Below are 11,935 nucleotides of genomic sequence, written 5' to 3' on the forward strand. Positions count from 1 at the left end.
CCGAGCAAACTGTTAGCAGTCCCGCTTTATTTGGCTTGTTATGTGCTTGATATATCTCTGGTTAACATTTGATAAATACTTATTAAATAAGTTAAAACAATAACGCAAGAGATAGCTAAAATAATACTGTTAGGGAATAAATACCAAGCTGCTACAATTAAAATACTTCTTAACACAGCATGAATTAAGCCAACAGGATGTTTAACGATCCAAGAATATACTACCCAATGAAGTCCTAATCCAACGCCTAAACTCAAAGGAACAAATTCAGGTGCATTTAAAAGTAATGGTATATGGACAGCCCAAAGCAGATTAACCATAATTATGCATAAGCCCATTAGTTTTGCTAAAGGGTTGGATGAGGAAACTAAGTTCTCTTTTCTAAATTTAGCAATTAATAAAGCTATAGGAAAAATCCCGCCTGTTGCAAAAAGTAAAATATAAATAGAAATATTTGCGCTAAATTGTGTACTTAAAAGCCCAACTAAACTCCAAATAATGGTTCCAGCAACCGGCATTGAAATAGATCTGTTTGAAGATTGTTCAAATTCTTTTCTGTATTCATCTAATGTCAAAATACTCTCTCCTCGCTTGAGTAATGCTCAGACTTATTGAAGCACATAACGCTTAATATAACGGGAAAATACGAGCGCTTTACAGCGAGTAGTTTTCCAGTTGATGTTTTTGTTATGTGTAATTACCACAGTTTTAGATTAGTATTTTTAGGAAGTATTTTGAGCAACCCCTGGTTGCCTTTTACACCGTAAACTAAAAACAATACCCCTAGAATAAATATAGATAGACACATGGTTAGAGTTTCCTCGCCGGAATACGCCATAAACGGAGATAGAGCTACAAAAAGCAAACCGACGATAACTCCCAACACCCTTATAACCAAAACACTTGCTCCATAGTATCTATTTATCCCTTTCACATAACAGCTTAATAGGCGGCTACGATCCGCCTTTCCATAAACGTACAGTATCCACCTCGATTATTTTATTGTAGCTAAGGTTACTTGATTAAATATTAAATTACAAAACCTTATACAAAAGCTGCTATTTTTCATTTGTGTGAAAGAAGGCTAATTGCCGCCTTTCTTGTGGAAAGGCGGATTTAACTATTACTGTACAAAATAACAGTGTTTAAAATTATATTTTTGATTAAGTGTGTAGCTTTAACGACCTAAAGTATTTAAGTATTTCTATCGATGTAGATTAGTATTTTATTAAGACGGTATGTTGTTACAAACCCACTGTTTGTAATTAAATAATATTTAGACGAAAAAAAACGCTAATAAATTAACGGTTTCTTAGAATATGGCTGTTAACTTCAGGGACGAAGTTATGTGGTTTTCACAGGGATGTGATAAAAACCTGGAGATAGAGATTTGAACTCTACTCGAAGGTTTAGCGCTACCAACCCTTTTAAATTGTTCATTTAACATTTTAAAACACCAGAAAGCAAAAAGCCGCTATAAATAGCGGCTTTTCTATATATGGCGGTGAGATAGAGATTTGAACTCTAGAAGGGCTACAAACCCTTGCCGGTTTTCAAGACCGGTGCTTTCGACCACTCAGCCATCTCACCATGTGTGTGCAAAAGCTGTTTGCTTTTGAACGGAGCGAATATTAAAGTGTCAAAAACACCTTGTAAAGTACTTATTTAAACATTTGGTGTGTTTGCTATTTTTTTAATCACATTGTTGTTGATTCAATCAATTTAAAGGTTTTTTATGACTGATACTCCGCTAGCTAGATGTTTATGGTTAGATACAAGCAAGCCCGATTATGTAGAATATCATGATAACGAATGGGGAGTTCCTGTTCACAATGATCAACAATTATTTGAAAATTTAACATTAGAGTCAGCTCAAGCAGGTTTAAGTTGGTATACCATTTTAAAAAGACGTGAGGGTTATCGTAAAGCCTTTGCAAACTTTGACATAAAAACGGTTGCCACTTTCGATGAGAACAAAGTTGAATCGCTTATGCTTAATAATGAGATCATTCGAAATAGACTTAAAATTACTGCAACAATAAATAATGCGAAACGCTTTATTGAAATTCAAAATGAATTTGGAGCATTCAGTGACTATTTATGGGGCTTTGTTGAGAATAAAACTATCGTTAATCAATTCAATAATAATGACGACCACCCTACTACCTCTGCTATCTCTGATAAGCTGAGTAAAGATTTGAAAAAACGAGGTTTTAAGTTTGTTGGGTCTACAATTTGTTATGCGTATCTTCAAGCGTGTGGCTTGATTAATGACCATAGTCTTGACTGTTACAAACGGAAACAAATAATTGATCGGTTTAATCAACTATAACGTAGTAATTTGAAATAACCCATGCCATAATATGTCAAAGGGTTGCAAAGTATTGTTTTAAACACTTGAACTTTACATTAATGTCCTTATCTTAATAACAACATAATGAAGTTTTTAGAGGAATTTTTTATGCAAACTAATATGGGTTTTCAAACAGCGAGTAAAAGCTCTGCTCTTGAAATCAATAAAGTATTAAAAAATACATACATGCTTTTGTCTATGACCTTAGCATTTAGTGCTGTTACTGCTGGTATATCAATGGCTATGGGTTTATCTCACATGGCGGCTTTAGTAATGACACTTGTTGCTTTTGGTTTATTATTTGTTGTTCATAAGCAAGCAGATAAAGCGAACGGAATTTTCTGGATTTTCGCATTTACAGGTTTAATGGGAGCTTCTTTAGGACCAATGCTTAATTATTATGCATCATTGCCTGGCGGTGGTTCATTAATCATGCAAGCTTTAGGCGGAACGGCATTAATATTCTTTTCATTATCAGGTTATGCATTAACCACTAAGAAAGACTTCTCTTTCATGGGTGGATTTTTAATGGTTGGTTTAATTGTGGTTTTAATTGCTGCAGTTGCCAATATATTTTTCCAAGTACCTGCTGTATCACTAGCAATTAGCTCTGCCATTATTTTTATCATGTCAGGACTTATTTTATTTGATACAAGCCGTATTATTAATGGTGGTGAGCGTAACTATATTCGCGCTACCGTATCATTATACTTAAATATTTATAACATCTTTACCAGCCTACTTCATTTATTAGGTGCTTTTGGCGGCGATGATTAAACATTTACAATAAATTGATTTATAATAAAAAGCCTCGTTAATCGAGGCTTTTTTTATGGTTTTTAATTCACAAAGGTAAATTCATTGACTCAATCTCTAGCTGTTGTAGTTACAAGCGCACCCACAAGCAACCTATCGTATACGGCATTTAAAATTGTGGAACAAGCAATACAAAGTAATATTACGGTTACAGGTGTGTTTTTCTATCAAGATGGCGTGCTAAATGCCAGTAAATACTTAGCTATTCCAAGTGATGAATTACAAATTATTTCGTTATGGAAAAAGCTAAATCAGCAAAATCAGGTGCCTTTGCATTTATGCTCTACAGCTGCAGAAAAGCGGGGGTTAATTTTTCCTGATGATGATAATTTTTTAATTCACCCAGAGTTTACCCTCTCAGGATTAGGTGAATTGGTGATGCTAACAAATCAAGCCGACAGGTTGGTGCAATTATAATGACAAGTAACAGTAAAAAAGTTGCTATTTTAAATACAAAAGCGCCCTTCTCTCAAACAGCGGCAAAAGCAGCGCTTGATGTTGCGCTGATCTATGGAAGCTTTGAACAAGAAACAAGTTTATTTTTTCAAGGCGATGGCGTATATCAGTTAATTGATAAACAACAACCAGATATCATTGGTACTAAAGACTTCTTAAAAACATTTTCGGCATTCGAGTTTTATGATCTTGAAAAAATTTATGTGTGCCAACAAAGTTTAATTGAACGAAATTTACCCCCTGAATTTCATATTGAAGGCGTTATGGTAGTTTCACCTGAAGAGTTTTCATTATTACTTCACCAACACAATGCTGTACTAACATTTTAAGGTAACTGATGACAACACTACATTTAATTAGAGATTCAGCATTAAGTAATAACAGCATAAATTTATGCTTAACGAATCTCAGTGCGACCGATGTGATAGTGCTGATTGATGACGGTTGTTATAATATTAATAGCGCATTTATTAGTGATGCACAAAAAATAATACCACTTAAGCAATGTTATGCCATTGAGGAACATATTAACGCTAGAGGGCTTCAGGTAAATACAGCAATAGTAATAAACTACGAATATTTACTCGAATTAATTTTTAACCACCAAAATGTGATCACTTGGCAGTAATGATTGAATTTAACGATAAAATAATTGAAACCGACCCACAGGGGTATTTGTTAGATCATACCTTATGGAGTGAAGCCCTAGCTTTAAAAATTGCTGAGCAAGAAGATGTAGAAATCACTGAAGCTCATTGGGAAGTTATTCGTTTTGTAAGGGAATTTTATCTCACGTATAACACGTCACCAGCGATTAGAGCACTGACAAAAGCAATGAAAGCACAATTTGGCGAAGAAAAAGCCAGTAGTCGTTATTTGTATCGCTTGTTTCCTGAAGGGCCGGCCAAACAAGCAACAAAATATGCAGGCTTACCAAAACCTGCACGCTGTATTTAGTTATCAAATACTATGACTAAACTTTTATATTAACGATATGACCTTTATGCCCTGTAGGCGCAGCAACTTGCATATTAATATCAGCTGACTGAATTAAATTTAATGCCATTTGACCTTCTAATTCAGTTTGATCTTTTACTAAGTTAGCGGTTTTAATACCATGGGCTGTTTCAGTGTTTACAGGGGTTGTAGTATTCATACTCAGTGCCATTTAACTAACCTCAATTATTTTATAGTACATTGGCTTACATCACTGTATCGGCAACCTCTTTTATAACTTTAATAATTATTTAATGGTTGTAGCATAAAAAAGGCGCTAACCAGTAGCGCCTTAATTAAATATTAGTAAAGTGGTATTAGTTTGCAGGTAACGTTGGAACTAATATACCAGCCATTTCAAGCATCACTCGGACCACTTGACAGCTATAACCAAATTCATTGTCATACCAAACATATAATACAGCGCGATCACCATCAACAATTGTTGCCTGCGAATCAACAACACCGGCATAACGTGATCCAACTAAGTCAGTTGATACAATCTCAGTAGACGCCGTATAATCAACTTGGTTTTGCAGCTTAGAATTTAAAGAAATGTTACGTAAATAATCATTTAATGCTTGTTTATCTGTAGATTTCTTAAGGTTTAAATTCATTATTGCCATTGATACATTTGGCGTAGGTACTCTAATTGCGTTGCCTGTTAATAACCCTTTTAATTCAGGTAATGCTTTAGCAACTGCCTTTGCGGCACCTGTAGTGCTAATAACCATATTTAAAGGTGCACTTCTGCCACGGCGTGGCGCTGGGTGATAGTTATCAATTAAATTTTGGTCATTAGTATAAGAATGAACTGTTTCTACATGACCGTTACGAATACCAAACTCATCATTAATTGCTTTAAGCACTGGTGTTATAGCATTTGTTGTACAACTTGCTGCAGAAACTATTTTATCTTCAGCTGAGATCATGTCTTCATTCACACCATAAACAATATTTTTGATATCGCCTTTCGCTGGTGCTGTTAATAGCACTTTATCAACACCTTTCGATTGCAAATGTTGACCTAAACCTTCTTCGTCACTCCAAATACCTGTGTTATCAACCACTAATGCGTTGTTAATACCATATTGGGTATAATCGATATCTGATGGCGATTTAGCATAAATAACTTGGATGAATGCGCCATTCGCTTTTATTACTTTATGCTCTTCATCAATAGTAATACTTCCATTAAACGCGCCGTGAACTGAGTCTCTTCTTAATAGACTGGCACGTTTTTCAAGATCACCGTCTTTACCTGGACGAATAACAATCGCCCGTAAATTAAGTTTAGAACTTGGACCTGCTCGCTCAATTAGTAATCGAGCAAGTAATCGACCAATTCGTCCAAAACCATATAAAACTACATCTTTAGGCGCTTGCTCGGCGGCAGATTTACCAATATCAGCAAGCTCTTTTTCTAAATATTGTTCAATTGAAAGGCCGTTTGACTCACCTTTAAATAAATAACGATAAGCGAGTTTACCAACATCGATACGTGCCGGTGATAAATCCATTTTGCTTAATGCTTCAACAAAAGGAAAACTTTCACGTAAACGTAGTTTGCTTCCTTCATGCAAAGCTACAGATTTATGCGCTTTAATAATGTCAATTGATGTTGCTGTCACTAATGGACGACCATACACCGAAATCTCTACACCTTTATTTCTAAAGAGTTGTCCGATAATCGGTTGCATGTTTTCAGCAAATGTTTGGCGTTCTTGCCAACTAATTTGATATTCTTCCTCAAGATGAGACGTCATTACGTAAACCTTTTTATTTCAGTCAAATGAACGATAAGCTATTATAATCTTATTCTAGATTATTAATAACGAAATGCGGCGCTATTGTAATAGAACATGAAATATTTCTCCACAAGTTACAAAAAATTAATTGATAAATATTGGTTTATTTAATGAATCGAATTATTTACATCAATCTTTTATTTATCTTAGCATTAAGTGCTTGTGACTCGCGTCCAAGCTTTTCAACGTTATGTGCTGAAAATCCAGAAATATGTCAAGAGTTTACCAAAGATACTTGGTGTAAAAGAGAACGCATTGAAGTGGCCTATGCTAATTGGGAGCATAAAGAAAACCCACACGATCTAGAAAAATTTAATCAACTAATTGCGTATGAAAAATATGAGAAGTGTATCGCTAAAGCCTCTTTAATCGAACATATAAAACTTAAAGAAAAGCAAACAAGACGTTTAAATAATTTAGCTATCACCAAAGAAAAAATTAAAAGAATCTCAGAAATCACCAAACATTCCGAACACCCACGTCTACTTTACTATCATTGGTCACGTTATTTAGATAAAAACGCATTAGCGAAATTTCTGGCTTTGGAGCATACAGAACTGTTAAAGACACACGAATCTCAATTCGAGCTAGCCACCTATTACACCAAACGTGATCCTATTAAAACGTTAGGGTTACTTTATCATTCTCTCGAATTGGTCAAACCTAAGCAGCAAATTAATGTTGAGGTATTTAAAGCCATAGCGACTTACTTTGCTGATAAACAGGAAGCTAAACAAACATATATTTGGCTTAAAGTCCTACGTTTATATGCCCCCGAAGATGAAGATATAAAACAAGAAACCCTTGATAATTATATTAAAGGTTATCAATTAGATGATGCTTTTCTCAATAAGATAGCCAGTGCAACACTAAATAAAATACAAGCAGGTGAATTTAAAGCGCCAAAGTATTAGCGTTAAACAATTAGGTGTAGTTATTTATTAAATGCACTTGTTAATAATGTCTATTAACGTCACATTATTTAGCAATAAAAGTAAGACTTAACGAGTTGACACAATAACGTTTGCCCGTAGGCTCTGGCCCGTCATCAAATACATGACCTAAATGAGATTGGCAGTTTTTACACTGTATTTCGGTACGCACCATGTGGTGTGAATTATCGGTAAAATACGCAATTGACTCATTAACACCTTGATAGAAACTCGGCCAACCACAACCAGCATTGAACTTAGCCGATGATTCAAAAAGTGCTTGTTCGCAACAAGCACAATGATATGTACCCTCTAGCCAATGATCGTTATACTCACCAGAAAATGGCTGTTCTGTTGCCGCTAATCGACAAACACGATAGGCGGCTTCACTTAATTTATCTTTATAAGGATCTTGAGTCATTATTCAACTTGTTTCATTTCTTTGTCAGCTGTTGCCCATTCCACATGATACTTCTTCCCTGCGGCTTTATCTACCCGCTCAAAAGTATGAGCACCAAAGTAATCACGTTGCCCTTGTAATAAGTTAGCTGGTAAAACATTACTGCGCATTGAATCAAAATAAGACAGTGACGATGATAAAGCACCAGCAGGTATTCCCATTAACGAAATGGTAGAAATTGCTTGGCGCCAATTGAGTTGATTATTATTTAATTGCTCAACAAAGTAAGGATCTAACAATAAATTTTCTAATTGTTCGTTACGCTCAAATGCTGCTGTTATTGATTGTAAGAAGGCCGCTCTAATAATACAGCCTGCTCGCCAAATTTTAGCAATACTCGAAAAGTTAAGTGTCCAACCATGTTCATTTTCAGCTTGTTTCATTAGCTGAAAGCCCTGTGCATAGGCACATATTTTTGAACAATATACAGCATCATGTAAATTTTTGATGAATGATTGTTTTTCTTCTTCAGATAACGAAAGCGTTTCTGGCCCTATTAACAATTCTGATGCTTGTACTCTAATATTTTTCATTGATGAAATTGAACGAGCATAAACCGCCTGTGAAATAGTCGGTGCTGGGGTGCCTAATTCTAAACTGCTCATAGCAGTCCATAACCCCGTTCCCTTTTGGCCGGCTTTATCTAAAATTACGTCAACAAGGGGAATTTGTTTTCCGTCTACATCAATTTTATGTCGTAAAACATCAACAGATATTTCCATTAAATAACTATTTAATGGGCCTTTATTCCATTGTGCAAAAATATCAGCTATTTCTTCAGCACTAAGCTTTAAACCATCACGCAATACTTGATAGGCTTCACAAATAATTTGCATATCAGCATATTCAATGCCGTTGTGAACCATTTTTACGTAGTGCCCTGCTCCAGCAGGACCAATATAAGTTGTACATGGTTCACCTTCGTTGACAACTTCTCCTGGCTTAGTCCGTTCAAGCGGCTTACCGGTTACGCTGTCTACTTTGGCTGAAATAGCTTCCCAAATAGGTTGAATTCGAGTCCATGCATAAGCAGAACCGCTCGGCATAAGTGCAGGACCAAATCTGGCCCCAACTTCACCACCAGAAACCGCTGATGAAAAAAGAATAAAATTATTTTTATATTTTTCTTCTCGTTTTACGGTATCAACCCATAAGCTATTTCCAGTATCAATAACAATATCGTCAGGTTGAACACCACCACCGATCAAACTTTCACATACTTGATCAACAGGCGCTCCAGCAGGAACAGATAAGACAATTAAATGCGGGGTTTTTAATTTTGATAATAACTCTGTATAAGATGAACAGCCTACAACTCGCGCATTATCTGATTTACTTTCAAATTTATCTTGAGCTATAACAGCTTTAACTTTTTCATTATCAAGATCAAAAGCAGCGATAGAATAGCCATTATCAGCAAGGTTTAATACGAGGTTTTTACCCATAACACCAAGGCCAATAAAGCCGATGTCACAGCGAGTACTCTGAGTCATTCTTATACGTCCAAAAATTACACTTTAAAAATTCGAAATATTTTACCACGTAAGTAAGTTGTTTAATATCAGTTTACGGCAAAATCTAGCGTATTAAGCTTCCACTCATTCGTAATAATACAACTTATAAGTGATTAATCTATATTATACAGCTCTTACTGTCAGATTTTACTTGATATTTTTCACAATTGGTGTAATTTTACTACATTATTGTTTTTCTATGGAGTCAGTATGACTATTCGAGTTGGTATAAACGGTTTTGGTCGCATTGGCCGTTTTGTTTTTAGAGCAGCGGCAGAAAGATCTGATATTGAAATTGTGGGTATTAATGATTTAATTGATTTAGATTATATGGCTTATATGTTGAAATATGACTCAACTCATGGCCGATTTAATGGCTCTGTAGAAGTTGAAGGTGATCAATTAATCGTTAATGGTAAGCCAATTCGAGTAACTGCTGAACGTAACCCTTCTGATTTAAAATGGGGTGAAATTAACGTTGATGTTGTAGTTGAATCAACAGGCTTATTTCTAACAGATGAAACAGCCCGTAAACACATTGAAGCTGGCGCTAAAAAAGTTGTTCTTTCAGCACCATCAAAAGATGACACGCCAATGTTTGTTATGGGCGTTAATAACAAAGAATACAAAGGACAAGATATTGTTTCAAACGCATCTTGTACTACCAACTGTTTAGCACCTATTGCTAAAGTATTAAATGATAACTGGGGTATTGCTGACGGATTAATGACAACCGTTCATGCGATGACAGCAACACAAAAGACGGTAGATGGACCATCAGCGAAAGATTGGCGTGGTGGCCGTGGTGCGGGACAAAACATTATTCCATCATCAACAGGTGCTGCAAAAGCTGTAGGTAAAGTTATACCTGAGCTTAACGGTAAGTTAACAGGCATGGCATTTCGTGTCCCTACTCCAAATGTGTCTGTAGTAGATTTAACGGTTAATCTTAAAAATCCTGCAAGCTATCAAGAAATTTGTGACGCTATGAAAGCTGCCTCAAAAGGCGAACTTGCTGGTGTATTAGGTTACACAGAAGATAATGTTGTTTCTAATGATTTTCTAGGTGAGACATGCACTTCTGTTTTTGATGCCGGTGCTGGTATCGCGTTAACAGATTCATTTGTGAAAGTTGTTTCTTGGTACGATAATGAAATTGGCTATTCAAACAAAGTGTTAGATTTAGTGAGTTATATTTCAAACAATTAATAGCACACGCTATCATTTATAAAACGGTAACTTAGGTTACCGTTTTTTTGAACTTTATATACCAATCAGATTTTATTGCCTCTCCCTGAGTAAACCTTAGAATTTACTTAAATATTTATCTAAAATAACGATTGACTGCTATGCCAATCAACCGCTATTTTTAAGCATCTTTAAATAAATATTCAGTGTTAACATTTTTCGTTATCACTAAACTTATCGAGTCATTCTTATGGAAAGCATTGTTGAACCATTAATACCTAAAATTGATGCCAAACTTTTTTCACTTGTAAAAGGTATTGATATCTTAGATGCAGTAAAGCCACTCAATTATTTAACTGAAAAAGAAAGATTTTTTGCCAGTAATTTTTCAAGTGAGCCAAATTTCACTTACAAAACGACCAATATTGATCCTTTTGAATTAAAACGTCAGCTATTTAACTTACCGTTAGAAAATATAAAAGATGAAGATTTATACACACTATATTTAGCCGTTATTGATTCCTACGTGGATAAAATAGATCAGTTTAAATCTATTGGAAGTAATGAATTTTTGTATGACTCGCTGAGATACTATGGTGAGCCTAGCGATAAAGATCTCCATAATGCTCAGTTTGTATTACATTTACCTACAAACCCATACGACAAAAAAGGAGATATAGTGGATGCACAAGGGATTAAAGAGATACTCTCAAAGATGGTTGAAGACGAAGGGTACCAATGGACAGTGCAATTTGATGAATCGATGGTGGCCAACGCATTAGTATCTGGTACTAGTGTTAAAATTAATAGTCATGCTAAGCTCTATGAAAAAGATGCGAACGCTTTAGCACATCACGAATTAGGGGTGCATTTAGCCACATCATTAAACGCTCGCAAACAACCTTTAGGAATTTTGTCGCTCGGTTGCCCCCTAAATACCATGACACAAGAAGGTTTAGCTATTTTAAGTGAATATCTTTCAGGTAATTTAACTTTACATCGACTCAAAACATTAGCTTTAAGAGTGGTCGCGGTTAAATCAATGATAGAGGATAAAAGCTTTCGGACTACGTTTTTAATGCTTAAAGAAAGATATCGCGTTGAAGAAAACCAAGCTTATACCATTACAGCGCGCGTTTATCGAGGCGGAGGCTATACCAAAGACTACCTTTATCTTAAAGGCTTTAGTTTGATATTAAATGCATACGAGCATGAAAATAACTTTAATCATCTGTTAGCGGGGAAAACATCTTTAGAATTTTTACCTTTGATCTCGCGCTTGATTGATAAAAAATACCTTATAGAGCCTCAATTTATCAGCCCCGCATTCAGGGATCCGGTTAAAAATAATGCGGTAAATACTTTTATTACGCATGCTATTCGTTAGCGTTCACCTCAAAATAATCAACAAA

Annotated in this window: 14 protein-coding genes and 1 tRNA gene; 9 read left to right on the top strand and 6 right to left on the bottom strand. The window is 35.3% G+C overall.

What is annotated here, in order from left to right; all coding sequences use genetic code 11:
• Positions 1 to 38 precede the first annotated feature (38 nt).
• Complete coding sequence (locus tag IE155_RS04735; protein ID WP_189376955.1) at positions 39 to 575, bottom strand: DUF7010 family protein; 537 nt, start codon at positions 573 to 575, stop codon at positions 39 to 41.
• A 924-nt stretch (positions 576 to 1,499) separates the two neighbouring features.
• A tRNA-Ser gene (locus tag IE155_RS04740) sits at positions 1,500 to 1,590 on the bottom strand.
• A gap of 145 nt (positions 1,591 to 1,735) precedes the next feature.
• Here IE155_RS04740 and IE155_RS04745 point away from each other — a divergent pair.
• From IE155_RS04745 to IE155_RS04770, 6 genes are all read left to right on the top strand, one after another.
• Positions 1,736 to 2,332, top strand: a complete 597-nt coding sequence (locus tag IE155_RS04745) for a DNA-3-methyladenine glycosylase I (protein WP_189376956.1) — start codon at positions 1,736 to 1,738, stop codon at positions 2,330 to 2,332.
• Positions 2,333 to 2,461: 129 nt separating this feature from the next.
• Positions 2,462 to 3,130, top strand: a complete 669-nt coding sequence (locus tag IE155_RS04750) for a Bax inhibitor-1/YccA family protein (RefSeq protein WP_189376957.1) — start codon at positions 2,462 to 2,464, stop codon at positions 3,128 to 3,130.
• Positions 3,131 to 3,214: 84 nt separating this feature from the next.
• Positions 3,215 to 3,586 (top strand): sulfurtransferase complex subunit TusD, encoded by a 372-nt coding sequence (gene tusD / locus IE155_RS04755; RefSeq protein WP_189376958.1) that lies wholly within the window; start codon positions 3,215 to 3,217, stop codon positions 3,584 to 3,586.
• Complete coding sequence (gene tusC / locus IE155_RS04760) at positions 3,586 to 3,954, top strand: sulfurtransferase complex subunit TusC (RefSeq protein ID WP_189376959.1); 369 nt, start codon at positions 3,586 to 3,588, stop codon at positions 3,952 to 3,954. The genes tusD and tusC overlap by 1 nt, the downstream gene beginning before the upstream one ends.
• 8 nt (positions 3,955 to 3,962) lie before the next feature.
• On the top strand, positions 3,963 to 4,253 hold the full coding sequence (gene tusB / locus IE155_RS04765; protein ID WP_189376960.1) for a sulfurtransferase complex subunit TusB: 291 nt from the start codon (positions 3,963 to 3,965) through the stop codon (positions 4,251 to 4,253).
• On the top strand, positions 4,253 to 4,582 hold the full coding sequence (locus IE155_RS04770; protein ID WP_189377137.1) for a TusE/DsrC/DsvC family sulfur relay protein: 330 nt from the start codon (positions 4,253 to 4,255) through the stop codon (positions 4,580 to 4,582). Before tusB ends, IE155_RS04770 begins: the two co-directional genes overlap by 1 nt.
• A gap of 16 nt (positions 4,583 to 4,598) precedes the next feature.
• Here the strand turns inward: IE155_RS04770 and IE155_RS04775 are convergent, their stop codons facing one another.
• Together IE155_RS04775 and IE155_RS04780 are read right to left on the bottom strand one after the other, a co-directional pair.
• Positions 4,599 to 4,781 carry a cytoplasmic protein gene (locus IE155_RS04775; protein WP_189376961.1) on the bottom strand — a complete coding sequence of 61 codons (183 nt, stop codon included), beginning with the start codon at positions 4,779 to 4,781 and terminating at the stop codon, positions 4,599 to 4,601.
• A 157-nt stretch (positions 4,782 to 4,938) separates the two neighbouring features.
• Positions 4,939 to 6,387, bottom strand: a complete 1,449-nt coding sequence (locus tag IE155_RS04780) for a glyceraldehyde-3-phosphate dehydrogenase (RefSeq protein ID WP_189376962.1) — start codon at positions 6,385 to 6,387, stop codon at positions 4,939 to 4,941.
• A gap of 152 nt (positions 6,388 to 6,539) precedes the next feature.
• Here IE155_RS04780 and IE155_RS04785 point away from each other — a divergent pair, with 152 nt between their 5' ends.
• On the top strand, positions 6,540 to 7,343 hold the full coding sequence (locus tag IE155_RS04785) for a DUF2989 domain-containing protein (RefSeq protein ID WP_189376963.1): 804 nt from the start codon (positions 6,540 to 6,542) through the stop codon (positions 7,341 to 7,343).
• Between the two features lie 64 nt (positions 7,344 to 7,407).
• On the opposite strand, the gene msrB is transcribed toward IE155_RS04785, so the two are convergent.
• Both msrB and gnd read right to left on the bottom strand, forming a co-directional pair.
• On the bottom strand, positions 7,408 to 7,782 hold the full coding sequence (gene msrB / locus IE155_RS04790) for a peptide-methionine (R)-S-oxide reductase MsrB (RefSeq protein ID WP_189376964.1): 375 nt from the start codon (positions 7,780 to 7,782) through the stop codon (positions 7,408 to 7,410).
• On the bottom strand, positions 7,782 to 9,314 hold the full coding sequence (gene gnd, locus IE155_RS04795; protein WP_189376965.1) for an NADP-dependent phosphogluconate dehydrogenase: 1,533 nt from the start codon (positions 9,312 to 9,314) through the stop codon (positions 7,782 to 7,784). The genes msrB and gnd overlap by 1 nt, the downstream gene beginning before the upstream one ends.
• Positions 9,315 to 9,545: 231 nt before the next feature.
• Between gnd and gap the strand changes: the two genes are divergently transcribed.
• Entirely contained in the window at positions 9,546 to 10,544 is a 999-nt protein-coding gene (gap, locus tag IE155_RS04800) for a type I glyceraldehyde-3-phosphate dehydrogenase (RefSeq protein ID WP_189376966.1), read from the top strand.
• 229 nt (positions 10,545 to 10,773) lie between these two features.
• Positions 10,774 to 11,910, top strand: a complete 1,137-nt coding sequence (locus IE155_RS04805; protein WP_189376967.1) for a flavohemoglobin expression-modulating QEGLA motif protein — start codon at positions 10,774 to 10,776, stop codon at positions 11,908 to 11,910.
• The last annotated feature ends 25 nt before the right edge of the window (positions 11,911 to 11,935 follow it).

It is taken from the genome of Thalassotalea profundi (assembly GCF_014653195.1).
In the GTDB taxonomy this organism is placed as follows: domain Bacteria; phylum Pseudomonadota; class Gammaproteobacteria; order Enterobacterales; family Alteromonadaceae; genus Thalassotalea_B; species Thalassotalea_B profundi.

Coding starts and splice junctions, on each gene's coding strand:
- IE155_RS04750 (WP_189376957.1), top strand. CDS start 2,462: ATGCAAACTAATATGGGTTTTCAAACAGCGAGTAAAAGCTCTGCTCTT.
- tusC (WP_189376959.1), top strand. CDS start 3,586: ATGACAAGTAACAGTAAAAAAGTTGCTATTTTAAATACAAAAGCGCCC.
- tusB (WP_189376960.1), top strand. CDS start 3,963: ATGACAACACTACATTTAATTAGAGATTCAGCATTAAGTAATAACAGC.
- msrB (WP_189376964.1), bottom strand. CDS start 7,782: ATGACTCAAGATCCTTATAAAGATAAATTAAGTGAAGCCGCCTATCGT.
- IE155_RS04785 (WP_189376963.1), top strand. CDS start 6,540: ATGAATCGAATTATTTACATCAATCTTTTATTTATCTTAGCATTAAGT.
- gnd (WP_189376965.1), bottom strand. CDS start 9,314: ATGACTCAGAGTACTCGCTGTGACATCGGCTTTATTGGCCTTGGTGTT.
- gap (WP_189376966.1), top strand. CDS start 9,546: ATGACTATTCGAGTTGGTATAAACGGTTTTGGTCGCATTGGCCGTTTT.
- IE155_RS04745 (WP_189376956.1), top strand. CDS start 1,736: ATGACTGATACTCCGCTAGCTAGATGTTTATGGTTAGATACAAGCAAG.
- IE155_RS04770 (WP_189377137.1), top strand. CDS start 4,253: ATGATTGAATTTAACGATAAAATAATTGAAACCGACCCACAGGGGTAT.
- IE155_RS04775 (WP_189376961.1), bottom strand. CDS start 4,781: ATGAATACTACAACCCCTGTAAACACTGAAACAGCCCATGGTATTAAA.
- IE155_RS04780 (WP_189376962.1), bottom strand. CDS start 6,387: ATGACGTCTCATCTTGAGGAAGAATATCAAATTAGTTGGCAAGAACGC.
- IE155_RS04805 (WP_189376967.1), top strand. CDS start 10,774: ATGGAAAGCATTGTTGAACCATTAATACCTAAAATTGATGCCAAACTT.